General features: G+C 73.3%; 20 protein-coding genes. 17 read left to right on the forward strand and 3 right to left on the reverse strand.

The window, feature by feature from the left end; genetic code table 11:
- Positions 1-17: 17 nt before the first annotated feature.
- Genes D9V37_RS15825 through D9V37_RS20765 form a run of 6 tightly spaced genes read left to right on the forward strand, consistent with a single transcriptional unit; the run spans position 18 to position 5,175 of the window.
- The gene (locus D9V37_RS15825; protein WP_198412601.1) at positions 18-929 is read left to right on the forward strand and encodes a glycosyltransferase family 2 protein; all 912 of its coding nucleotides are present in this window, start codon (positions 18-20) and stop codon (positions 927-929) included.
- Positions 926-1,447, forward strand: coding sequence for an acyltransferase (locus tag D9V37_RS15830; protein ID WP_121807137.1), 522 nt, complete (start codon positions 926-928; stop codon positions 1,445-1,447). The genes D9V37_RS15825 and D9V37_RS15830 overlap by 4 nt, the downstream gene beginning before the upstream one ends.
- Positions 1,444-2,469: an NAD-dependent epimerase/dehydratase family protein gene (locus D9V37_RS15835; RefSeq protein ID WP_121807138.1), complete on the forward strand. Its 1,026-nt coding sequence runs from the start codon at positions 1,444-1,446 to the stop codon at positions 2,467-2,469. The genes D9V37_RS15830 and D9V37_RS15835 overlap by 4 nt, the downstream gene beginning before the upstream one ends.
- The gene (locus D9V37_RS15840) at positions 2,466-3,461 is read left to right on the forward strand and encodes a CgeB family protein (protein WP_147455972.1); all 996 of its coding nucleotides are present in this window, start codon (positions 2,466-2,468) and stop codon (positions 3,459-3,461) included. Before D9V37_RS15835 ends, D9V37_RS15840 begins: the two co-directional genes overlap by 4 nt.
- On the forward strand, positions 3,452-4,477 hold the full coding sequence (locus D9V37_RS20760; RefSeq protein ID WP_121807855.1) for an RNA-binding protein: 1,026 nt from the start codon (positions 3,452-3,454) through the stop codon (positions 4,475-4,477). The genes D9V37_RS15840 and D9V37_RS20760 overlap by 10 nt, the downstream gene beginning before the upstream one ends.
- The gene (locus D9V37_RS20765; RefSeq protein ID WP_121807140.1) at positions 4,474-5,175 is read left to right on the forward strand and encodes an acylneuraminate cytidylyltransferase family protein; all 702 of its coding nucleotides are present in this window, start codon (positions 4,474-4,476) and stop codon (positions 5,173-5,175) included. Before D9V37_RS20760 ends, D9V37_RS20765 begins: the two co-directional genes overlap by 4 nt.
- Positions 5,176-5,183: 8 nt before the next feature.
- Here D9V37_RS20765 and D9V37_RS15855 read toward each other — a convergent pair whose 3' ends face one another.
- Complete coding sequence (locus D9V37_RS15855) at positions 5,184-5,945, reverse strand: class I SAM-dependent methyltransferase (protein ID WP_121807141.1); 762 nt, start codon at positions 5,943-5,945, stop codon at positions 5,184-5,186.
- Positions 5,946-6,034: 89 nt separating this feature from the next.
- Between D9V37_RS15855 and D9V37_RS15860 the strand changes: the two genes are divergently transcribed.
- The 10 genes from D9V37_RS15860 to D9V37_RS15905 all read left to right on the forward strand — a co-directional run bounded on the left by D9V37_RS15860 (position 6,035) and on the right by D9V37_RS15905 (position 18,702).
- The gene (locus tag D9V37_RS15860; protein WP_147455973.1) at positions 6,035-7,357 is read left to right on the forward strand and encodes a DUF4832 domain-containing protein; all 1,323 of its coding nucleotides are present in this window, start codon (positions 6,035-6,037) and stop codon (positions 7,355-7,357) included.
- Between the two features lie 168 nt (positions 7,358-7,525).
- Positions 7,526-9,763 (forward strand): N-acetylneuraminate synthase family protein, encoded by a 2,238-nt coding sequence (locus D9V37_RS15865; protein WP_121807143.1) that lies wholly within the window; start codon positions 7,526-7,528, stop codon positions 9,761-9,763.
- Entirely contained in the window at positions 9,754-10,800 is a 1,047-nt protein-coding gene (locus D9V37_RS15870) for a glycosyltransferase (protein WP_121807144.1), read from the forward strand. Before D9V37_RS15865 ends, D9V37_RS15870 begins: the two co-directional genes overlap by 10 nt.
- Entirely contained in the window at positions 10,797-12,017 is a 1,221-nt protein-coding gene (locus D9V37_RS15875; protein WP_121807145.1) for a hypothetical protein, read from the forward strand. Before D9V37_RS15870 ends, D9V37_RS15875 begins: the two co-directional genes overlap by 4 nt.
- Positions 12,014-13,057, forward strand: a complete 1,044-nt coding sequence (locus D9V37_RS15880) for a glycosyltransferase family 4 protein (protein WP_121807146.1) — start codon at positions 12,014-12,016, stop codon at positions 13,055-13,057. The genes D9V37_RS15875 and D9V37_RS15880 overlap by 4 nt, the downstream gene beginning before the upstream one ends.
- Positions 13,054-14,004, forward strand: a complete 951-nt coding sequence (locus D9V37_RS15885; RefSeq protein ID WP_158604494.1) for a glycosyltransferase family 2 protein — start codon at positions 13,054-13,056, stop codon at positions 14,002-14,004. Before D9V37_RS15880 ends, D9V37_RS15885 begins: the two co-directional genes overlap by 4 nt.
- Positions 14,001-14,987 carry a GDP-mannose 4,6-dehydratase gene (locus tag D9V37_RS15890; protein ID WP_121807148.1) on the forward strand — a complete coding sequence of 329 codons (987 nt, stop codon included), beginning with the start codon at positions 14,001-14,003 and terminating at the stop codon, positions 14,985-14,987. Before D9V37_RS15885 ends, D9V37_RS15890 begins: the two co-directional genes overlap by 4 nt.
- Before the next feature lie 4 nt (positions 14,988-14,991).
- Complete coding sequence (locus D9V37_RS15895; RefSeq protein WP_121807149.1) at positions 14,992-15,984, forward strand: GDP-mannose 4,6-dehydratase; 993 nt, start codon at positions 14,992-14,994, stop codon at positions 15,982-15,984.
- On the forward strand, positions 15,882-17,099 hold the full coding sequence (locus D9V37_RS15900) for a glycosyltransferase (RefSeq protein WP_269778385.1): 1,218 nt from the start codon (positions 15,882-15,884) through the stop codon (positions 17,097-17,099). The genes D9V37_RS15895 and D9V37_RS15900 overlap by 103 nt, the downstream gene beginning before the upstream one ends.
- A gap of 73 nt (positions 17,100-17,172) precedes the next feature.
- Positions 17,173-18,702 (forward strand): sugar transferase, encoded by a 1,530-nt coding sequence (locus D9V37_RS15905; RefSeq protein WP_198412603.1) that lies wholly within the window; start codon positions 17,173-17,175, stop codon positions 18,700-18,702.
- A gap of 12 nt (positions 18,703-18,714) precedes the next feature.
- On the opposite strand, the gene D9V37_RS15910 is transcribed toward D9V37_RS15905, so the two are convergent.
- Complete coding sequence (locus D9V37_RS15910) at positions 18,715-19,596, reverse strand: hypothetical protein (RefSeq protein ID WP_121807151.1); 882 nt, start codon at positions 19,594-19,596, stop codon at positions 18,715-18,717.
- 111 nt (positions 19,597-19,707) lie between these two features.
- On the opposite strand from D9V37_RS15910, the gene D9V37_RS15915 reads away from it, so the two are divergent.
- Positions 19,708-20,772: an LCP family protein gene (locus tag D9V37_RS15915; protein ID WP_121807152.1), complete on the forward strand. Its 1,065-nt coding sequence runs from the start codon at positions 19,708-19,710 to the stop codon at positions 20,770-20,772.
- Here D9V37_RS15915 and D9V37_RS15920 read toward each other — a convergent pair.
- Positions 20,765-22,351, reverse strand: coding sequence for a polysaccharide biosynthesis tyrosine autokinase (locus D9V37_RS15920; protein WP_158604495.1), 1,587 nt, complete (start codon positions 22,349-22,351; stop codon positions 20,765-20,767). The genes D9V37_RS15915 and D9V37_RS15920 overlap by 8 nt on opposite strands.
- Positions 22,352-22,461: the final 110 nt, after the last annotated feature.

Below are 22,461 nucleotides of genomic sequence, written 5' to 3' on the forward strand. Positions count from 1 at the left end.
CCTCACCCACGGCGGGCGTGAGCGTGGTCGTCCCCCACTACGGCGACCCGGCGCCCACGCTGCGACTGCTCGACGCCCTGCGCGACCAGCGCGGGGTGGACCTGCAGCTGGTGGTCGTCGACGACGCCTCCCCCCAACCGTTTCCCGAGCCGTTTCCCGAGCCCGTTCCCGGGCAGCCGGGAGACACCGGCGTCGAGGTCGTCCGTCGCCGGGTCAACGGCGGGTTCGGCAGTGCGGTCAACAGCGGCGCCGCCCGGGCCCGCCAGCCGTGGCTGCTGGTGCTCAACAGCGACGTCGAGGTCGGGCCGACCCTCGTGTCCGACCTGCTGCGGGCGGCCGCCTCGTGGCAGCCTGCCGTCGTGAGCCCGAGGGTGGTCGACCGCGACGGGGTCGAGGCCTGGACCGGCCGTCGCTTCCCCAGCACCACTCAGCAGGCGGTGGAGTGGCTCACGCCCCTGGCCCGCTACCGCGACCGCGGCTGGTGGCACCGGGCGGTCGGCCACGACGTCGGCGCCCGCGGCCGTACGCAGGTCGTCGACTGGGTGGTCGGCGCCGCGATGCTGCTGCCGACCGAAGCGTTCGCCGCCGCCGGCGGCTTCGACGAGCGTTTCCACATGAACGCCGAGGAGGTGGACCTTCAGCGCCGGCTGCGCGAGCAGGGCGTCCGCGCCGTGGCGCTGGCCGAGCCGACGCTGGTGCACGTGGGCGGCGGGTCGTCCCACAGCACCCGCCGGCGCGGCTGGCTGGTCGATTCCCGGCTGCGGTACGCCGAGAAGTGGGGCGGGCGGCGCCGGCTGCAGGCCGCGCTCACCGCGGCCACCGGCGCCAACCTGGCCGTCAACGCCTGCCGCCGGCTGGCCGGTCGCGACCTGCACCCGCTCGGCGTCGCCCGCGAGGAGCTCGCGCTGATCTGGGGGGCTGGGCGATGACGCTGCGCGCCGGGCTGCGCTGGCACCTGGGACGGGCGCGGACCGCCGCCACCCGCCACCGGTTCGCCGCCCTGGGCCCTGGCACCGTGATCGTGCGACCGCACGCCCTGCGCGGTCTGGCCGGCGTCTCGATCGGTCGCGACTGCGCGATCTACGAGGACGTCTGGCTGCAGTGCGAGGCGGGCGGCACCTTGTCCATCGGCGACCACACGTACCTGGGCAACGGCGTGCACCTGCACGCCATCGACCCCGTGAGCATCGGCAGCGGGTGCGTCCTGGCCGACGGTGTCTTCGTCGCCTCCGCCGACCACGACCGCGTCGACCGCCACCGGGTGCACGGATCCGGCCCGGTGGTCATCGGCGACGACGTCTTCCTCGGCCAGCGCGCCGTGGTGCTCGGCGGGGTGACCATCGGCGACGGCGCCACCGTCGGGGCCCATGCGGTGGTCACCCGCGACGTGGCGCCGGGCCAGGTCGTCGGCGGCGTGCCGGCCCGGCCGCTGGGGTCGACGTCGTGAGGGTGCTGCTCACCGGCGGGGCCGGCTTCATCGGCCAGCACCTCGCCCGCGCGCTCACGGCCGGCGGCCACGACGTCACGGCCCTGGACCTGCTGGTGCCGCAGGTGCACGCCGACGCCGAGGCCGCGGTGCGCACGTTCCCCGGCGAGGTGGTGCGCGGCGACGTCGCGGACCCCGGCGCGTGGGCCGCGCTGGCCCGTCCCGATGCGGTGGTGCACCTGGCCGCCGAGACCGGCACCGCGCAGTCGATGTACGAGCAGGAGCGCTACCGCTCGGTGAACGTCGGCGGCACCACGCTGGCCGGTGAGCACGCCGCGCGATGGCAGGTGCCGCTGGTCGCGCTGAGCTCGCGGGCGGTCTACGGCGAAGGACGCTACGAGGACGGAGCGCCCGTGGCCTCCCGCGAGGACGACCCGCACCACCCGGTCTCGGTGTACGGGGAGACCAAGTCGCAGGGCGAGGCCGCGCTGCTGCCGGCGGCGGGCCGCGTGCCGGTGACGATCGTGCGGCCGCAGAACGTCGTCGGCCCGGGGCAGGCGCTGCACAACCCCTACACCGGCGTGCTCGCGGCGTTCTTGGCCATGCTCCGCGAGGGCCGGCCCGTGACCGTCTACGGCGACGGCTCGCAGACCCGGGACTTCGTGCACGTGGCCGACGTCGCGGTGTTGCTGACCTGGCTCGTCGACCACCCCGGCGACACCGGGGCGCCGCGGGTGCTCAACGCCGGCACCGGTGTGCGCACCAGCCTGCTGCAGCTGGCCCACCAGGCGATCGCCGGCCGGCCCGACGGCGTCGACGCGGCCGTGGAGGTGGTGCACCTCGACGTGCACCGGGCCGGCGACATCGAGCACGCGTGCGCCGACCTGGCCCGGCTGCGCGAGAGCGGTGCGCCGCTGCCCGCGTGGACCACCGCCGACGCCGTCGCCGACTTCGTCCGCCGCTCCTGGGACCAGCCGGGCGCGCGGGCCTCGGCCTGGGACGACGCCCTGGAGGAGCTCGCCGACCGGGGCCTCACCTCGTGAGGGTGCTGCTGGTCTCGCCGCGCTTCCACGGCTACTGGCGCTCGATCGCGGCGGCCCTCTCCGCGGCCGGGCACCAGGTGCGCGCCCACCCCTACGACCAGCGGTCGGCCGGCGCGCTGGTGGCGCACAAGCTCGGCCGGGAGCTGCCCGCCCGACTGGCCGGCCGCCCCGCCACCGGCGCCGAGGGGACGCTGACCCGGCGCGCCGTCGCCTTGCTGCGCGAGAGCCGGCCCGAAGCCGTGGTGGTCGTACGCGGCGACGGGCTGGGGCCGGCGTTCTACGAGGAGCTCGACGCGGCCCGCGTGCCCCGCGTGCTCTGGCTCTACGACGAGGTCCGGCGCACCGGCTGGAGCCCGGAGACGCTGCGCGCCGTCGGTCCGGTGGCGACGTACTCGCCGCTCGACGCGGCGGCGCTGGGGCTGCGCTACCTGCCGCTGGCCTTCGATCCGGCGGTCGCCGACCTGCACCAGGTGGCCCGCACCGACGACGTGGTGTTCATCGGCGCGCGCTACCTCTCGCGCGAGGAGGTGCTGGTGGGGCTGCAGGCCGCCGGGGTGCCGGTGCGCGCCTTCGGGCGCGACTGGTCGCGGCACCTGCTCGACCGCGCGCGTACCTGGGGCGGCGCCCGTCCGGGCGTACCGTCGGGGCGCGACGTCTCGCGGGCCGAGGGCTACCGGCTGATGGCCGGGGCCGGCGGCGCGCTCAACCTCCACGGCGACCAGGACGGCTTCACGATGCGCACCTTCGAGGCCAGCGGCGTCGGCGGCCTGCAGCTGCTCGACCGCGACGACGTCGGCGAGCTCTACGAGCCCGGCGTCGAGCTGCTCACCTTCACCGGCGTCGAGGAGCTGGTCGACCTGGTCCGCCGGGCCCGGCACGAGCCGGGATGGGCCGAGACGGTGCGGGCGCGAGGTCGCGAGCGCACGCTGGCCGAGCACACCTTCGCCCACCGCGTGGGCGTGCTGGAGGAGCTGTGGTCCACGTGGGGCTGACCCATCCGCAGGACCTGCGCGCCTGGCAGCGCTGGCAGGACTCCCGCCACCCCGCACGGTCGGTGCTCACGCGCGTACGCCCGCGCCCGGCGCGCGGAGTGCTCACCCGCGGCGGCGAGGCACCCGACGTGCTCGTCGCCCTCGACAGCGGCTCGCCCAGCAACCGGGCGGCACTGCTTGCTCCGGTGGCCCACCTGCCCCGCGAGCGCGTGGCCGTCCTGGCACCACCCGGGCTCGCGCCGACCTCGGCCGGATGGCGCTCCGCGCCGTGGTCGGCCGACACGCTCGACCGGTCGCTGGACTCCGTACGTCTCGTGGTCTCGGCCGGGCACTACCTACCGCTGGGCGGCGCCGGCTTCGCGCTGGCCACAAGCCGCGACGTGCCTTTCGTGGTGGTGCAGCACGGGCTGCTGACCCCGCACGCCCCGCCGCTGCCCCCCTCGGCCCGGCTGCTGGCCTGGAGCGAGGCCGACGTCGAGTTCTGGTGCGCCGGTCGCGACGACGTGCGCTCGGCAGTGGTCGGCGCGCAGCTGCTGTGGGAGGCCACCGCGGCGGCCGGCGGCGACGACGACGTGCCGCGTACGCCGGCCGGACCGCCGACGTACCTGGGGCAGCTGCACGGCGCGGAGCTGCCGCGCCCGGTGCTGGCCGCGGCGGCCGAGGCCTTCTGCCGCGAGACCGGCGCAAGCTACCGGCCGCACCCCTCCGAGCGCGACCGGGCCAGCCGACGCCAGCACGCGCGCTGGGAGGCGGCCGGCATCGTCGTCGAGCGCGACGGACCGCCGCTGGCCGAGCTCGGCACCCCGGTGGTGAGCGTGTTCTCCACCGGCGTGCTGGAGGCGGCCGCCCGCGGCCTGCCCGCGTGGGTGGAGCTCCCCGACCCGCCGCCGTGGCTGGCGGAGTTCTGGGCGCGCTACGGCATGCGGCGCTGGGGCGAGGACCCGACGCCGGCGCCGCCGCTGCCCGCCACCGCACCGGCACAGCTGGTGGCCCGAGCGATCGAGGGGCTGCTGTGAGGCTGCTGGTGCTCGTCCCCGCCCGCGGCGGCTCAAAGGGGATCCCGCGCAAGAACGTCCGCGACGTGGCCGGCAAGCCGCTGCTGGCCTGGACGGTGGAGCACGCCCGCGAGCTGGCCCGGGAGCTGGCCGACGACGCCGGACCGACGGTCGACGTCGTGGTCTCCACCGACGACGCCGAGATCGCCGAGGTCGCCCGCGCGGCCGGGGCCGAGGTGCCGTTCGTCCGGCCGGCCGAGCTGGCCGAGGACACCACCGCCACCGAGCCGGTGGTGCTCCACGCCATCGAGGAGATGACCACCGCGGGCCGCGAGCCCGACGTCGTGATGCTGCTGCAGGCCACCTCGCCGGTGCGGCTGCCGGGCACGCTGTCGCGATCGGTCGCGGAGTTCACCGCCGCCGACGTCGACTCGATGGTGGGCGTCGTGCCGCACGCCCCGTTCATGTGGCGCGCCGGCCGGCCGCCGACGGCGGCCTACGACGTCGCCCACCGGCTCCGGCGGCAGGACCTGTCGCCCGACGACCTGCTCTACCGTGAGACCGGCTCGCTCTACCTGACCCGGACCGAGGTCTACCGCGAGCACCACAACCGGCTGGCCGGGCGCATCGCGCTGTTCGTCATGGCCGAGGTGGAGGGCATCGACGTCGACACCGAGCTCGACCTCGCCCTGGCCGAGGAGCGGCTGCGGCGGATGTGAGCGGCGGCTCAGGCGCGAGCGGCGTAGTAGATCCAGTTCGACGTCGGTGCACTCCCGGAGAGCACCTCCTCGCCGAAGGCGTCGTAGAGCCGCGCCGTGCCGAAGCCGGCGGCGCCCAGCTGCGCGCGCTGCCGCTCCGGGGAGATGTAGTAGTGCATCAGCGCGAAGTCGTGCGCCTCGTCGTTGATGATCGCGTACTCCTCGGTGTGCACCTCGCCGCGGCGCAGACGCAGGTGGCGAGGCAGGTGGCGCAGGGCGTGCGCCGACGCGACCAGGGTGCGACGTCCGAACCGGCGTGTCCGTTGCCACGGCAGCAGGTTGAACCGCTCGTACTCGCGGTTGTGGGAGGAGAACAGGAACACCCCGCCCGGATCGAGCACGCGCCGCACCTCCGCGAGCACCAGCAGCCGGTCGTCGGGCGGGACGCTGTCGATGCCGTTGAAGCTGAAGACGACCAGGTCGAAGCTGTCGTCGGCGAACCGGGAGAGGTCGCGGGCGTCGCCCCAGGAGAGGTCGGCGCCCGGGTACTGCGAGCGGGCCACCTCCACCATGCGCTCGGAGTAGTCGATGCCGACGTAACTCGCGGCCGGCTCCGAGAGCACCGGGACCGTGCGGCCGACACCGATGCCGATGTCGAGCACGCGGCCCTCGCGCACCGTCGGCTCCAGGTCGGCCAGCGCCCGCGCCTCGGGCCGGCCGACGAGACTCATGCCGACGTAGATCTGGACCGCGTCGTCGTCGCGGTAGAGGTCCTGGTTCTGGTTCGACATCGGATCCGTCCTTGGTGCGAGCGTCCGCCCTCGGGCCCGGCTCTCACCGAAACCCCACCAAGTCTACATTTCGCTCATACCGTTGAGGCATGAATCGCCCTCACCGTCGCCTGGCGAGCGTGTGCCTGGCCGCCCTGGGCCTGGGGCTGGTCGCTGGACTGGCGACCGCGCCCGCCGACGCCGCCCGGGGTCGGGCAGTGACGTTCCACCCGCGCCCGCTCGCGGCCGGTGCGATCGTGGCCAACACGCTGCGCGGGGAGTACGAGTGGCAGGGCAACAGCGCGCAGCCCACCGGCGTCGCCGTACCCGACACCTACTACCGCGACGCCGTGCGCTGGGCCCAGGTCGAGCCGACGCTCGGCACGTTCGACGACTCCCGCTTCGAGCAGGGCCTCGCCGACGCGGCCGCGAAGGGGGGCCGCTTCGGCTTCCGGGTGATGGCCTGGTGCCCCGGCTGCTGGATGCAGGACTCGACCGTGCCGTCGTGGCTGCCGACGCAGGGCGACGGCATCCCGGACTGGAACAGCCCGACCTTCATCAGCGCCTGGCAGGGCCTGATGGCCCACCTCGGTGCGAGGTACGGCGACGACCCGCGGCTGGGCGTGATCGACGTCGGCGGCTACGGCAAGTACGGCGAGTGGCACACCGACGGCGAGGGCACGGCCGCGACGCCGGCCACGATGCGGGCGATCATCTCCGCCGTCGTGGACAACTTCCCGCGCGACCACGTCGTCATCAACGCCAGCGACGCCACCGGCACGGCCATCGCGATGTCGCTGAGTCCCCGCATCGGCCTGCGGGCCGACTGCCTGGGCGCCCCGAACATGTACTCGCTGGTCGCCACCTCCCGGGCGCTCCAGCGACGCTGGCGCACGGCTCCGGTGCTCTCGGAGTGGTGCCACGCGGGCGGATCGAGCACGGTGCTCGGCGCCCGCCAGGTGCGTCGCTACCACGTGTCCACGGTCTCCAGCGGCAACTTCCCGGTGGCCTACGCGGCCATGTCGGCCGCCCAGCGGGCCGGGTGGCTGAACGCGGTCCGCACCGCCGGCTACCGCTACGGACTGCGCAGCCTGACCCTGCCGCGCACGGTGCGCCCGGGCCGATCGTTCGTGGTGCGGACCGGCTTCGTCAACACCGGCTCCGCGCCCACCTACGACGACTGGCGGCTGCAGCTGCGCCTCGTGCGCGCCGGGCGCACGGTGGCCACCGTGCCGCTGCGCGGCGACCTGCGCCGGCTGCTGGCCGGCGTTCGGACCTTCCGCAGCCGCGCCGTCGTCGGTGTCCCGCGCGGGACCTACCAGCTGCGCCTGGCCGTCGTCGACCCCCGCGGCTACCTGGCCCCGATGGCGCTCGCCACCGCCGGGCGGACCTCCGACGGGGCGTACCGGGTGGGGCGGGTGCGCGTCCGGTAGGGGTGGGGGTTGCCCGGATTCACCGGCCGGCGGGTGAAACCGGGGGACGAACCCGCGCGAACCGGGCGCGAAACCACCGGGATCGCGCATCGCCGCGCCCTTTTGTCCGCACCCGCCGGTTTGCAGAAGTCGCCGCCCTTGTCCCATTTGTCCCATTAGACTCATCGCGTGTACGTCGAGAGGCACTTGACGCCGTACGTCGTGTACGCCGAGGACCCGGTCCTGCGGGGCCTGGAGAAGATCACGGCGAACAGGTCGCGCGTGGTGTTCGTGGTCTCCGAGCACGGGCACCTGCAGGGCGCGCTGTCCGACGGCGACTTCCGCCGCTGGGTGAGCGAGCACCCCGCCGTCGACCTGAGTGTCTCCTGTCTCGACGTCGCCAACCGCGACGTCCGCGCCGTGGCGGCGACGTCGACGCCTGCGGAGATCCGCCGGCTGTTCGGGTCCGGCGTCGACCACGTCCCGCTGGTCGACGAGCAGCGCCACCTGGTGGCCATCGCGGTCAACCGCTCCAACGAGCTGAACATCGGGCGCCACACCGTGGGCCCCGACGCCCCGGCCGTCCTCATCAGCGAGATCGGCATCAACCACCAGGGCTCCGTGGACTTCGCCAAGCGGCTGGTCGACCTCAGCGCCGAGGCCGGCGCCGACGTCGTGAAGTTCCAGCTCCGCGACATGGGCGCGCTGTACCGCAGCGACTCCAGCGCCGGGGAGGACCTCGGGCCGCAGTACACGCTGGACCTGCTGGCCAAGTACAACCTCGGCGCCGAGGAGCTCTTCACCGTCTTCGACCACTGCCGCAGCGTCGGCATCGACGTCATGTGCACCGCGTGGGACCCGCCCAGCGTCGACCGGCTCGCCGAGTACGGGATCGACGGCATCAAGGTCGCCTCGGCCGACATGACCAACCACGCGCTGCTGCGGCACATGGCCGCCACCGGCATCCCGATGGTCGTCTCCACCGGCATGGCCACCGAGGGCGAGATCCGCGAGACGGTCGACCTGCTGCGTGCGACGGGCATCGCGTTCTCCCTGCTGCACTGCCAGTCCACGTACCCGGCGCCGTACAAGGACGTGAACCTGCGGTACCTGACCCGGCTCGCCGAGATCGGCCAGTGCCCGGTCGGCTACTCCGGCCACGAGCGCGGGTTCCACGTGCCGCTGGCCGCCATCGGTCTGGGCGCGAAGGTGATCGAGAAGCACTTCACGACCGACCGGTCGCTGGAGGGCACCGACCACAAGGTGAGCCTGCTGCCCGCGGAGTTCGCCGAGATGGTGCGGCGCGTGCGCGAGATCGAGGAGGCGCTCGGCTCGGCCGCTCCGCGCAGCGTGTCGACCGGGGAGATGATGAACCGCGTCAACCTGGCCAAGAGCCTGGTGGCGAGCCGTCCCATCGAGGTGGGGCAGACCATCACCCGTGACGACGTCGACATCAAGTCGCCGGGCCGCGGCCTGCAGCCCAACTCCCTGGAGCGGCTGGTGGGACGTGCCGCGCGGCGGACGCTGGCGGCCGGCGACTTCTTCTTCACCTCCGACCTGGGCGAGGGCACCGCCCGCGGCCGCGCCTTCGGCTTCCGCCGACCCTGGGGCCTGCCCGTCCGCTACCACGACCACGCCGACCTCGCGGGCGAGTCGAACCCGGACTTCGTGGAGTTCCACTTCTCCTACAAGGACCTCGACATCGACCCCGCGTCGGTGTTCGACCACCGGCTGCCGACGACGTTCACCACCCATGCCCCGGACCTGTTCTCCGGCGACTTCATCATCGACCTGGCCTCACCCGACGCCGAGACCTGGGAACGCTCGATCGCCGAGGTGCAGCGCGTCATCGACCGCACGCGCGAGCTGCGCTCCTGGTTCACCGCCGACGCCGACCCGGTCGTGGTGGTCACCATGGGCGGCTTCACCCGCGACCACCACCTGTCGCCCTCGGGCCGCCCCGAGCTGTACGAGCGCGTCGCCAAGGCGCTCACGCTGCTCGACGAGGGCGGGGTCCGCCTCACCGCGCAGACGCTGCCGCCGTTCCCCTGGCTGATGGGTGGCCAGCAGCACCACAACCTGTTCGTGGACCCCGCCGACACCGCGGAGTTCGCCCACGCCTTCGACCGGCGCCTCACCCTCGACATCTCCCACACCAAGCTCGCGGCCACCTTCCTCGACGTCTCGTTCGCCGAGACGGTGGAGCTGCTCGCACCGCACACCGAGCACCTGCACCTGGTCGACGCCACCGGCGTCGACGGCGAGGGGGTCCAGGTCGGCGACGGCGAGGTCGACTGGGCGCTGCTGGCCGAGCAGCTGGACCGGCTCGCCCCGCGCGCCGGCTTCATCCCCGAGATCTGGCAGGGTCACGTCAACCACGGCGAGGGCTTCTGGACCGCACTCGGACGTCTCGAGCAGTGGTTCTGAACGCAGTGTGGGCCATCCCGGTCGGTGACGTCGGCGGGGTAGCCCGGCACGCGGCCGACGTCGCCGGCGTCGGCGTGCCCGGCTGGCGGCTCCGCTTCCTGGTGCCCGATGGCCCGGTCGTCGACCTCCTGCGGTCGCGGGACGCCGACGTCGTCGTCGGCCGCTTCGGCCCCGCGCACGGCCTCACCGCCTCGCTCGCAGCGCTGCGTCGCGCCTCGGCCGGCGCCGACCTGGTGCACACCCACCTGGCCTACGCCGACGTCGTCGGTGCGCTGGCCAAGCCGCGCGGCGGCGTGCTCGTCACCACCGAGCACGGCATCGCCGACACCGACCTCGTCTACCACGGCTCACCGGCACGCTCGCGTGCCCGGGCTGCGCTGCACCGGCTGCGCCTGCGTCGGGCCGACCTGCTGCTCGCCGTCTCCCAGGCCACGCTGGACGTCGTGCGCCGCAAGTGGCGGCCGCCGGCCTCCCTGCCCACCCACGTCGTGCACAACGGCGTCGACCCGTTGCCCGAGCCGCCGGCCGAACCGGGCTTGCACGTGGCCTCCCTGGCGCGGCTGGCCCCCGAGAAGAGGCTGCGCGAGCTGGTCGCCGGCTTCGCCGTGCTCGCCGCACGCCGGCCCGAGGCGCGGCTCACCCTGGCCGGGGTAGGACCGCTGCACGCCGAGCTGGTCGAGCAGGTGGGTCGGCTCGGCCTGACCGACCGCGTCGACCTGCCCGGCTTCGTCGACGCGGCGTCGCTGCTCGAGAGCGTCCACGTCCTGGCCCAGCTCTCGGTCTGGGAGAACTGCTCCTACTCGCTGCTCGACGCGGTCGTGCGGGGTCGCGGCGTGGTCGCCTCGGCGGTGGGCGGCAACCCTGAGATCCTGCCCGGCCGCTGCCTGGTCGACCCGGCCGACGCCGCGGCCGTCGCGGACGCGCTCGAGGCGCAGGGCACCCAGCCCGAGCAGCGCCCGACGCTTCTCGCCGACTGGCCCGACGTCGCGGCGATGGCCAAGCAGGTCGGCGAGGCCTACGCGGAGGTGGCCCAGTGAGCGAGACCAGCGCCCGGGCACCGCGCCCCGGTCTGGCCGTCGGCAGCGCCCGGCGGCGCCGCATCGCCGCCAACGCCTGGGGCGTCGACCTCGTCGACCCGCGGCGGCAGGAGGAGACCAAGCCGCTGGACTTCCTCGCGTTCGCCGCGTTCGGCTTCCCCGCGCTGGCCGCTCCGGGTCTCGGGCTCCCGGTCAACGAGCTGCTCCCGCTGGCCCTGTGCGCGCTCTGCCTGGGCCGGCCGCCGACCTCGAGCCGGCCGGTGCCGGGGTGGTTCACCTGCCTGATCGCGGCCTTCGTCGGCTGGATGTTCTTGACGTCCTACCTCCACGACAGCCTCGACTGGCGACGGCTGCTGCACCTGGTGCTCTACGGGGTGCTGTGCCTGTTCATCGCCGCGGGCCGCATCCACCTCCGCTCGGCCCTGTACGGCCTGGGCTGCGGGCTCGCGCTGACCATCGTCTTGAGCCTGGCCAGGATCGGTCCCAACGCCTACGCAGGCCGCCTCACCGGCTACCTCGGCGACCCCAACGCCGGCGGCTACGTCGTCAGCGCGCTCGGCGCTGTCGCCATCGGCCTGCTCGTGGTCCGGCCCCGGCTGCGTCAGGTGCTGATGCTGCTGGTGCCGCTGGCGATCATCATGACCTTCTCGCGCACCACCTTGCTGGCGATGTCGTTCTCGCTGGTCTGGCTCCTCGTGGGGCGACGGGTCAACGCGTTCGTCGGTCTGCTGCTCACCGGCGCCATGGTGTACGTCGTCGGCCACATCCCCCCGCAGCTGAAGCTGCTGGGACCGTTCGCCGACCGCAAGGGAAGCGACGAGCTGCGGGCGCGGATCATCATCCAGGAGCACGCCGACGTCGACCGCTCGCCGCTGACCGGTGCAGGAGCCGGCACCGCCCACGTCAGCATCGGCAACGACCAGTTCTTCTACCACTCCAGCTATCTCGCGCTCCAGCGCGAGGGCGGACTCATCGCGCAGCTGATCCTGCTGGGCACGATGGTGCTCCTCTTCCTGCTCGCCATCCGGCGCAGGCGCCAGCTGCGCAACGCCTGGCTCGAGGCCGCCCTCATCTGTGTCGCCGTGTGCGCGGTGAACCTGGGCGAGGTGCTGCTCGAGCTGCCCGCCTCGGTGGTGATGGGGTTCCTGCTCCACCACATCCTCAACCCACCCGAGGCGACCGCGGCACCACCGGGTCGACATCTGGTGGCGCCATGACCGACCTGTTCACCATCGCGGCCAACCGCGGCGAGCTGGGTGGCGGCGAGGTGATGCTGCTCCAGCTCGCGGACGCCGCTCGCGCCCTGGGCCTGGCGACGAGGGTGGTCGCCCCCCGCACACCGGCCGAGACCGCCGACGCCGCCCACGACGCGGGCCACGGCGTCGTCGCCCTCCCCTGCCGCAGCCGTCGCGACTACGCCCGCGCGCTGCGGTCCTGGGACCGCGACCGGCGCGGTCTGCTGTGGTGCAACGGCCTGCTGCCGGCGCTCGCGACGGCCGGGCACCGCGACCGCGTCGTCCACCTGCACCAGGCACCGACCGGTGCGCAGTCCTGGGCGTGCCGGCTGGCCGTCGCCGGAGCCGTGACGACCGTGGTGCCCTCGGTGTCGATGGGCCGCACGGTGCCGCACGACGTCGTCCTGCCGAACTGGACCGGCGACATCGCGACGCTGCCGGAGCCCACCGGCCGCCAGGTCGTCGGGTACCTCGGCCGGCTGCAGAGCGACAAGGGCGTCGATGTCCTCGCCGACGCGGTCCGCGGGCTGCGCGACACCGGGCGCGAGCTGCGGCTGCTGGTCGCGGGCGACCACGGGTTCGGCGACGCCGCCGACCGCCGCCGCGTGGACGCGGCCCTGGCCGGGCTCGGCGACGCCGTCGAGCTGCTCGGCCGCGTCCCGCGCGAGGAGCTCCTGGCGTCGGTCGACCTGGCCGTCTTCCCCTCGGTGTGGTCCGAGCCGTTCGGGCTGGTCGTGGCCGAGGCCATGGCCAGCGGCGTGCCGTTCGTGATCTCCGACGCCGGCGCGCTCTCGGAGGTGGCCGGCCCCGAGCACCCGTGGGTCGCACGGGCCGGCGACACCGCCGACCTGGCTCGCGTGATCGAGGAGGCGCTGGGTTGCGAGCCCGCACGCCGCCGCGAGGTCGTCGCCGAGGCCCGCCGCCGGTGGGAGCAGGAGTTCTCACCGACGGCCGGTGGCCGCCGCTTCGCCGACGTGCTGCGCCGCGTGGGCTATCGCCTGCCGTCCGGAGCCCGACCGTGAGCCGCCCGCGCACCAGCGTCGTGGTGCCGACCTACCGGGGCGCGCACCGGCTGCCCGCCCTGCTGGACGGCCTGGCCGCACAGAGCGACGACGATCTCGAGGTGGTCATCGCCGTGGACGGCGACGTCGACGGCTCGGCCGCCGTGGTGGAGGCCCGGACGGACCTCCCCGTCCGCGCGGTGGTGCTGCCCCGCAACCAGGGCCGTTCCGCCGCGCTCAACGCGGGGTTCGCCGCCGCCCGTGGCGAGCTGCTCGTGCGCTGCGACGACGACCTCGAGCTGTCGCCCGGGTACGTCGCCGCCCACGTCGCCGCCCACGCCTCGGCCCGCGTCGGCGTCATCGGGCCCTGCCGCAACGTCTACGACGACACCGCCTACGCGAGGGTCTTCGGCACCGACGCCGACCAGCGGCTGCTGCAGGCCCAGCTCTCGGCCGGCCCCGAGACCGCGTGGCGGTTCTGGGGCGGCAACGTCTCGGTGACCCGCGAGGACCAGGAGCGGGTCGGCGAGTACGACCACCGCACCTTCGACCGGTACGGCTGGGAGGACGCCGACTGGGGCTACCGGCTCTGGCGCACCGGGTGCCCCGTCGTCGTCGACCCCCGGGCCTGGGCCGTCCACCACGGCGCCGCGATCAGTGCTGCCACGCGCGCCGGGCGGGCCTTCGACTCCGGCTGGTCGCAGGCGCTCTTCGAGCGCAAGCACGATCTCGACCTGGACCAGCGGGGCGCGGCCCCGCACAGCCCCTGGCAGCGCCTGGTGTCCCGTTACGCCGACGGCCTCGACGCCGCGGAGGTGAGACGACGCGGCGAGCGCGCCGACGACCACCTGGCTCGCTGGCCCCGCTACCTCGCCCGTAAGCGGGTCGCCCTGCTGGTCGAGGCCGCCGCCCGCTCGGGCTACCTCAGCGCCACCCGCTCCGCCACCGAAAGGACCCCGACCCCATGACCACCGCCTTGATCACCGGCATCACCGGACAGGACGGCCTCTACCTCGCCGAGCTGCTGCTCGCGAACGGCTACGACGTGCACGGCATCGTCCGCGGCCAGAACAACCCCAAGCTCGAGCTGGTGCGCCGCGTGCTGCCCGACGTCACCGTGCACACCGGCGACCTGACCGACCTGTCCAGCCTGATGCGGGCGATGCGCGACTCCGACCCCGACGAGGTCTACAACCTCGGCGCGGTCTCGTTCGTCGCCTACTCCTGGATGAACGCGCAGGTGACCTCCGACGTGACCGGGCTGGGCGTCCTCAACATGCTCGAGGCGGTGCGGCTGCACGCCGGCGACGACCCCGCGGCGGTGCGCTACTACCAGGCGTCGAGCTCGGAGATGTTCGGCAAGGTGCAGCAGGTGCCGCAGAGCGAGGCGACGCTGCTGTGGCCGCGCTCGCCCTACGGCGTGGCCAAGGTCTACGGGCACTACATGACCATCAACTATCGCGAGTCCTACGGCATGCACGCCTCGTCGGGCATCTTGTTCAACCACGAGTCGCCGCGCCGCGGGCCGGAGTTCGTGACCCGCAAGGTCTCCCAGGCCGTCGCGCGGATCAAGCTCGGTCTGCAGGACACGCTCACGATGGGCAACCTCGACGCCCAGCGCGACTGGGGCTTCGCCGGCGACTACGTCGAGGCGATGTGGTTGATGCTGCAGCAGCCCGACGGCGACGACTACGTCATCTCCACCGGTGAGACCCACTCGATCCGCGACCTGCTCGACGTCGCGTTCGCCCACGTCGGCATCGAGGACTGGTCCGGTCTGGTCGAGCAGGACCCGCGCTTCATGCGGCCCGCCGAGGTCGACCAGCTGCTCGGCGACTCGAGCAAGGCAAGGAGCCGGCTGGGCTGGAAGCCGAAGGTCTCCTTCACCGAGCTGGTGCAGATGATGGTCGACAACGACCTCACCGAGCAGAAGGTCCTGGCGGGGCTGTGAGCTGATGGTCTCCTTCGTCACCGGTGTCACCGGCCAGGACGGCTCCTACCTCGCCGAGCAGCTGCTCGCCGAGGGAGTGGAGGTGCACGGCCTGGTGCACTCGGCCGCGGCGGCCGAGGCCGACGAGCACGTGCCGAGCGCCGACGTCATCGTGCACGAGGGCGACCTGGCCGACCCGGCCCGGATGCGCGAGCTGATGCTCCAGATCCAGCCCGACACCGTCTACAACCTGGCCGGCATCAGCTCGGTGGCCTTCTCCTGGCGGGAGCCCGGGCTCACCGCGCGGCTCTCGGGCGTCGCGGCCCTGGAGCTCATGGAGTCGGCGCTGGACGTCCAGACCCGCACCGGCCAGGAGGTCCGCTTCGTGCAGGCCGCCAGCGCGGAGATCTTCGGCCAGGCCGAGGTCTCCCCGCAGGACGAGCTGACGCCGCTGCGCCCGGTCTCGCCGTACGGCACCGCGAAGGCCATGGCCCACCTGGCCGCCCACGTCTACCGCCAGCGCGGTCTGCACGCGGTCAGCTGCATCCTCTACAACCACGAGTCGCCGCGACGTCCACCGCGCTTCGTGACCCGCAAGATCACCCGCGCCGTGGCGCTGATCTCCCAGGGCCACCAGGACCTGCTCGAGCTGGGCAACCTCGATGCGCGCCGCGACTGGGGCTGGGCCCCGGACTACGTCGACGCGATGGTGCGGGCCGCCCGGCACGACGAGCCGCTGGACTACGTGGTGGCCACCGGTGTCGCGCACAGCGTCCGAGACTTCGTACGGGCCGCCTTCTCCCGCGTGGGCATCGAGGACTGGCGCGACCTGGTCAGCGTCGACCCCGACCTGGTACGGCCGGCCGACGCCGCCGAGCAGTGCGGTGACGCCAGCCGCGCGCGGACGGTGCTGGGGTGGGAGCCCACGGTCAGCTTCGAGGACCTGGTCGGCCGCATGGTCGAGGTGGACCTGGAGGAGCCGGGCATGCCCCGGCAGCGCTCCGGAGGTGCGACATAGCGCTGCGGATCGCGATCGCCCACGACTACCTGACCCAGCGCGGCGGCGCTGAGCGGGTCGTCCTGGCCATGGCGCGCGCGTACCCGGACGCCACCATCCACACGCTGCTCTACCACCCCGAGGAGACCTACCCCGAGTTCCGCGACCTGCGGGTGGTCACCAGTCCGCTGGACCGGGTCGGGGCGATCCGGCGCAACCACCGGGCGGCGCTGCCGCTGATGTCATGGGCGGCCGAGCAGATGCACGTCGACGCCGACGTCGTGCTGGTCTCCTCCAGCGGCTGGGCGCACGGGTTCGGCACCGCTCCGCACACCCGCAAGCTGGTGTACTGCCACAACCCGGCCCGCTGGCTCTACCAGTCCGAGACCTACCTGGGCCACGAGCCGGGGCGCTCGGCGAAGGGCCTCGCTCTGATGACGCTGCGGCGCCGGCTGGTGGCCTGGGACAAGCAGATGGCCGGGCGGGCCGACCGCTACCTGGCCAACTCCCAGGTGGTGCGCGAGCGGATCCGGTCGGTCTACGGCATCGACGCTCCCGTGCTGCCGCCGCCCCACGCGCTCTCCCCCGACGCCACCCGCGAGCCCGTGCCCGCGCTGGCCGACTGGGCCGCGACCGGCTTCCACCTGGTGGTCTCCCGGCTGCTGCCCTACAAGAACGTCGACCGGGCCATCGCCGCGTTCGAGGGCTTCCCGGCCGAGCGGCTCGTGGTCGTCGGTGACGGACCCGAGCGGCGCGCGATCGAGGCCTCGCTGCCCGGCAACGTCCGCCTGGTCTCCCACCTCAGCGACGCCCAGATGCGCTGGTGCTACGCGCACTGCACCGCCCTGGTCGCGCCCTCGATCGAGGACTTCGGGCTCACCCCGCTCGAGGGCGGCGCCTTCGGCAGGCCGACGCTGGCGCTGCGCGGCGGCGGGTACCTCGACACCGTGCGCGAGGGCGTCACCGGGCTGTTCTTCGACACCCCGACGGCCGCGCGCATCCAGGCGGCCGTGGTCGACAACCAGGGCCGCGAGTGGGACGACGACGCGATCCGCCAGCACGTCGACTCCTTCTCCGAGGAGCAGTTCGCCAAGCGGCTGGACGCCGAGGTCGCCGCCCTCGCCGGGGACGGCTGAGCCGGTCGTCGGGCCAGTCTCGATATTCCGACATTCCTGGCCTAAGCCGACAAAACGTCGATACCCTCGGTAGGTGGCCCAGCTCGACCGACTGCTGCCGACGCGCAGCCACGCGCACGCCACCGGCGCTCGCGGCGCTCGTGGGGGCGGCCGCCGCCGACCGCGGCGCGGCGTGCTGTCCTCGGGGGCGGCGAGCTCGCGCGTCCTGCTGCCGCTGATCTGCCTGGGGCTCGACCTCGGTCTGGTCCTGGTGGCGATCCTCGCCGCGACCGGGCTGCGGCAGTCGCTGCCGTTCCTCGACGGCGCACAGGACGTCGGCGTGCTGGTCGACAGCATCACCGGGCCGATCGTGGTCGGCTGGCTGGCCATGCTCGGCCTGTTCGGCACCTACCGCTCGCACGCCCTGGCCGCCGGTACCGAGGCCTACCGCGGCGTCGTCAACGCCTCCATCGTCTTCGCCGGCTTCGTGGGCATCGCCTGCTACCTGTTCAAGGTCGAGCTGTCGCGGGGCTTCTTCGTGATGGCCTTCGTCATCGGCATCCCACTGCTGGTCGCCGGCCGGCTCGCGCTGCGACGCGGCGTGCACGCCGCCCGGCGCCGCGGGCTGTTGCGCCACCGCGTCCTGGTGGCCGGCGACTCCGCCCACATCGACGAGATCGCCACGATCATGGCCCGCGAGTCCTGGCTCGGCTACGGCGTGGTCGGTGCACTGCGCGCCCACGGCCAGAGCGACCTGGAGGCCACCGCCACCGGGGTGCCGTACGTCGGAGACGCCGCCGAGGCGGCCGACACGGCGCTGCGGGTGCGCGCCGACGCGATCATCGTCGCGGGCGGGGCGTTCCGCAGCTCGGTGGAGCTGCGACGGGCCCAGTGGGCACTGGAGGACCAGCACGTCGCGATCATCGTCGCGCCCAGCGTCACCGACGTCGCGCGCGAGCGCGTCGCCATCCGTCCCGTCGCCGGCCTGCCGCTGGTCCACGTCGAGCGCCCGCAGGGGCAGGCGGCCTCGCGCTGGGCCAAGCGGGTCTTCGACCTGCTCGGCGCCGGGCTGCTGGTGCTGCTGCTCTCACCGCTGCTGGTCTTCGCCGCGATCGTGGTCAAGCGCCACGACGGCGGCCCGGTCCTGTTCCGCCAGGTGCGCGTGGGTCGCGACGGCCAGCGCTTCGCGATGCTGAAGTTCCGCAGCATGGTCGTCGACGCCGAGGCCCGGCTGGCCGAGCTAAGTGCGGCGAACCAGAGCGACGGGCTGCTGTTCAAGGTCGCCGACGACCCGCGCATCACGGCTCCGGGGCGCTGGCTGCGCCGCTACTCCGTCGACGAGCTGCCCCAGCTGTTCAACGTGCTGCGCGGCGACATGAGCCTGGTGGGTCCGCGGCCCGCGCTGCCCGACGAGGTCAGCCGCTACGACACCGACGTCTCCCGCCGGTTGCGGGTGCGCCCGGGCATCACCGGCCTGTGGCAGGTCTCCGGCCGCTCGGACCTCTCCTGGGAAGACACGGTGCGTCTTGATCTGTACTACGTCGACAACTGGTCGATGCTGCAGGACCTGCTCATCTTGGCCCGGACCGTGAAGGCGGTCGTGGGCTCCGACGGCGCCTACTGAGGGGCCGCGAGGTCAGGGGTAGGTCGTGAAGCTCTTGCCGAGGTCGGTGCTCAGCAGCAGCCGCTGACCCACCTGGGCCAGCACACGGTCGCCGGCGATGGCTAGGCCCAGTGGCGCGGCCGTGGTGCTCAGGCACGCGATCTGCGTGGCGGCCGCCTGGGAGGCGATCCGGGCGAGCTGCGCCGTGCAGGTGTCGCTCTCCGCGAGCACCAGGGGCAGCCCGCTGGCCGGCTGCGCCGCGGCGACAGCGCCCGTGACGGTGTAGGACACCGTGGCCGCGTCGGCGTCGTCGGGCACGTCGAGCAGGTTGGAGCCCGAGCAGCTGACCAGCGCGTGCGTGGCTCCGGGCAGGGTGGTCACCGACACCGGGACGCAGTCGAGGTTCTGCACGCCGCCGGTGACCGGGCCGTGGACGGCGCTCTTGGTGGTGTCGGTGTCGAGGTACCAGATCCGGCTGGGCACGGCTCCGCGCTTCCAGGTGGCGCCGGCGTCGACCGACGTCCAGGCGTGCAGCTTGCAGTCGGCGTCGGCGCCGACGATGCGCAGCGCCGAGCCCCCGGCCAGCACCCCCAGCGCCTCCTGCAGACCCGCGACGGTGCGGGCGACCAGCGGCCGGTCGGTGCCGCTGGCCACCCAGACGCGCGCCCGCCGGGCGTCGCGGGAGTCGCAGGAGCCGCGCGTCACCCGCAGCACCCGCCCGTCGGCCCCGGCGGCGAGGAAGAGCGGACCGGTGATCGAGGAGTCGGCGGTCTCGTCGCTCGAGGGCGTGGAGGTGGCGATGACCGAGCCGTCGGAGACCGGCGTGCGATGGGTCTGGTGCCAGGCCAGCGCCAGCACGAGCAGGTCGGCCACCACGAAGGCGACGACGACGCCCCACGAGCGCAGCCATCGCATAGGTCGCATACTCCCACGGAGATCACGCCGTATCCGTAAACTAACTAGACACCGCCGGCGGAACCGATCCGCCCGACTCGACGCCGAGTCAGCACATCAGGGGGCTGCGACATGGTGCACGCCATGCTGTCCGAGGACGACGAGGACACCCGCGGGTTCGTGCGGCGCCACAAGGCGCTGGTCGTCCTGCTGGTGATCGTCCTGCTCATCCTCGCGGTCCTCGGCGGCGGCGCGTTCTACCTCAACCGGCAGATCGACTCGATCCCGCGGGTGGCGCTGAAGGTCAAGGGCGAGCGGCCGGCGGCGCCGACCAACCACTCGATGAACATCCTGCTCGCCGGAGCCGACAACGGCGCGGCCGGTGGCAATACCATCGCCAAGGAGGTCGCCGACGGGCACTGGGTCAGCGGCTCGCACCGCTCCGACACGATCATGGTGCTGCACCTGACCGCGGACCGGAAGCACGCCTACCTGATCTCGATCCCGCGCGACACCTATGTCACCGTCAGCGGCTACGGCAAGCAGAAGATCAACGCCGCCTTCTCCTACGGCGGCCCCTCGCTCTACGTGCAGACCATCGAGCAGTTCAGCCAGCTGCGGATGCAGCACCTGGCGATCATCGACTGGAACGGCTTCCGCGACCTGGCCACCGCGCTGGGCGGCGTGCAGGTCTACGTGCCCGACGACAGCTACGACAGCGCCAACGACATCCACTGGCACAAGGGCGAGCAGACGCTGACCGGCAACAAGGCGCTGCTCTACGTCCGCCAGCGACACGGCTTGGCCAACGGCGACTTCGACCGCATCGCGCGGCAGCAGAACTTCCTGCGCTCCGCGCTCAGCCAGGCCGCCGACAAGGGCAACCTGACCAACCCGATCCGCTTCAAGAACATGCTGAGCGCGATCACGCACAACCTGACCATCGACTCCGCGTTCAGCAACAGCGACGTACGCAGCCTGGCCTGGTCGCTGCGTCACCTGCGGGCCAAGGACATCACCTTCGTGACCTGCCCGATGGAGCGCTTCGCCGACGAGCAGGTCGGCAGCGTCATCATCCCCGACCTCAAGCAGACCCGCGAGCTGTTCAGCGACGTCGCCACCGACGACCTGGACGCCTACGTGACCAAGTACGGCGTCAACGCCCGGACGCTGAACGCCGCCAACAACGTCAGCTAGACCGCCGCTTCCCGGCGATCGAGGTCAGCTCGACCGGCGGCTGGCCGTGCTCGTTCTCGCGGGCCGCGGTCCGCTCCCGCAGCGTCTGCTCGCGCTGGGCCTGCTCGCGTTCCTCGCGGCGGCGCATCCGCCGGTAGAGGAACCGGGCCCGCAGCGTGTTGCCGTTGGAGCGATCGCCGCCGGTGCGGTCATAGGCGGAGTAGTAGTCCTGGCTGTGGGTCGCGTGGCCGTAGCCGTACACGACGCCGCCGATGCCGCCCAGCGGCGCCCGGTTGAGCACCGATCCCAGCACGTGGCCGCCGACCTGCTGGAGCACCTTCGCGGCCAGGCGCGCCTGCTCCTTGTAGGTCTTGCCGACCGCCAGCACCAGGATCGAGCCGTCGACGATGCCCGAGAGCAGGCCGGCGTCGGTGACCGGCAGCAGCGGTGGGGCGTCGATGAGCACCATGTAGTCCGCGGCCACCAGCTCCTCGATGACGCTCTGCATCCTCTGCGAGCCGAGCAGCTCGGAGGGGTTGGGCGGGATCCGGCCGGCGGCGATGACGTCGAGGTTGGGCAGGCCGGGATCCTGGATCGTGGCGCGCAGGTCGATGTCTCCGGCCAGCACCTGGGTGAGCCCGACGACGGGGTCGAGCTCGAAGATCGTGGAGACCATCGGCCGGCGCAGGTCGCCGTCGAGCAGGATGGTCTTCTGCCCGGCCGCGGCGAGCACCCGGGCCAGGTTGGCGGTCACCACCGACTTGCCCTCGCCGGCGTTGGCGCTGGTGATGACGATGCTCTGCGGCGGCTTGTCGACGTCGACGAAGCGCAGGTTGGTCCGCAGCTGGCGCAGCGCCTCGGCGGCCGGTCCGGTCTGGGAGCCGACCAGGCCGTCGTCGCCCACGCGGTCCAGCTCGTCGGACTCCGGCAGGATCGTGAGCACGCTGGTGCCGACGAGGCTCTCCATGTCGTCCACGGTGCGGATGCGGCTGTCGAGCTGGCGGCGCACCAGCGCGAGCAGGTAGCCGGCCACGATGCCCGCGATGCCACCGGCGAGCAGGTTGATGCGGTAGTCCGGCGAGGAGGGCGCGCTGGGCGCACCGGCCTGCTGGGTGGCGACCAGCTTGACCAGGGTGCTCACCGGCGCCCCGGAGGGCCGGGCCGCGGACTCCAGCTTGGCGGCCTCGGTCGACATCGCCCCGATCACCGCGTTGGCCAGGTCGCGCGCCTGGGACGGTGAGCTCGCGGTGGCGTAGATGGTCAGCTGCGGGTTGTCGGCGTCACCGACGGCGCTGAAGCGGCTGGCGATGTCGCTCGGCGTCTCGTCGAGCTTGAGGCTGTCGATGACGTCCTGTGCGACGGCGGTGCTGCTGACCAGGCCGACGTAGACCGAGAGCTTCTGCTGGGCCAGGCTGGTCGCGCTGTACACGTCGCTGACCGAGTCGCCGCTGTCGACGGCGACGTAGCCCTTCGAGGTGGCCGTGTACACCACCGGCTGGTGCAGCGTGTAGAGGAGCGCCGCCACCAGGCCCAGGGAGAACGTCGCGAAGATGACGCGCCAGTTGACGCGCGTGAGGCGCACGAAGTCCACGACGGTCACGCGCGCGGCCTCCATCCTCCGACTGATGCCGGTGAGACAGGAGTTTACAAGCGGATCACCCGCTTTGCCCGATCTGCCCGGTGGCGCCGCGCCGCTGCCGCGCAGCGTTC

Origin of the sequence: Nocardioides mangrovicus, assembly GCF_003674065.1 — a bacterium.
In the GTDB taxonomy this organism is placed as follows: domain Bacteria; phylum Actinomycetota; class Actinomycetes; order Propionibacteriales; family Nocardioidaceae; genus Marmoricola; species Marmoricola mangrovicus.